This window comes from Nocardia aobensis NBRC 100429 (genome assembly GCF_000308375.1).
In the GTDB taxonomy this organism is placed as follows: domain Bacteria; phylum Actinomycetota; class Actinomycetes; order Mycobacteriales; family Mycobacteriaceae; genus Nocardia; species Nocardia aobensis.
The window spans coordinates 1-516 of the sequence record NZ_BAFQ01000080.1 but is presented as its reverse complement, the minus strand read 5'-3'; the positions used below and the strand labels follow the sequence as shown (position 1 = coordinate 516).

Here is a 516-nt window from a genome sequence, read left to right as displayed (position 1 = left end):
GTGGTGTAGGTGCGGGCGACGAGGGCGCTGCGGAGGTACCAGAGTCCGCTGGCTTGGGTGGGGTCGAAGCCGGTGAGTTGGGCGATGCGTTTGAGGCGGTAGTCGACGGTGTTGGTGTGGACGTGGAGGAGTCGGGCGGTGCGTTGGCGGTTGAGGTTGTTGGCGATGTGGGTTTGGAGGGTGGTGAGGAGTTCGGGGTGGTGGTCGAGGGGGTTGAGGAGGGTGCCGAGGTGGTCGCGTCCGGGGCCGGGGCGGGTGAGTTGGTATTCGAGGGCGAGGTCGTCGAAGCGGTAGAGGCCGGGGATGGATTGGAGGCGGGTGACCATGTCGAGGAGTTGGTGGGTTTGGTCGGTGGCGGTGGGGATGTCGGTGGTGGGTGTGGTTGTGGTGGTGGCGGTGATGGGGACGCGGGCGGCGTGGGAGAGGTGGGTGATGAGGGTGTCGAGGTCGGTGGGTGTGGTGGTGGGGATGAGGAGGGTGCCGCCGTCGGTGGAGAGGAGGGAGAGGGTGGTGGTG

1 protein-coding gene is annotated in these 516 nt (G+C 67.4%); it reads right to left on the bottom strand.

The genetic code is table 11. The features are described from left to right. A partial coding sequence (locus RJ03_RS10740; RefSeq protein ID WP_036500853.1) for a PucR family transcriptional regulator occupies window positions 1-516 on the bottom strand: 516 nt, incomplete at both ends.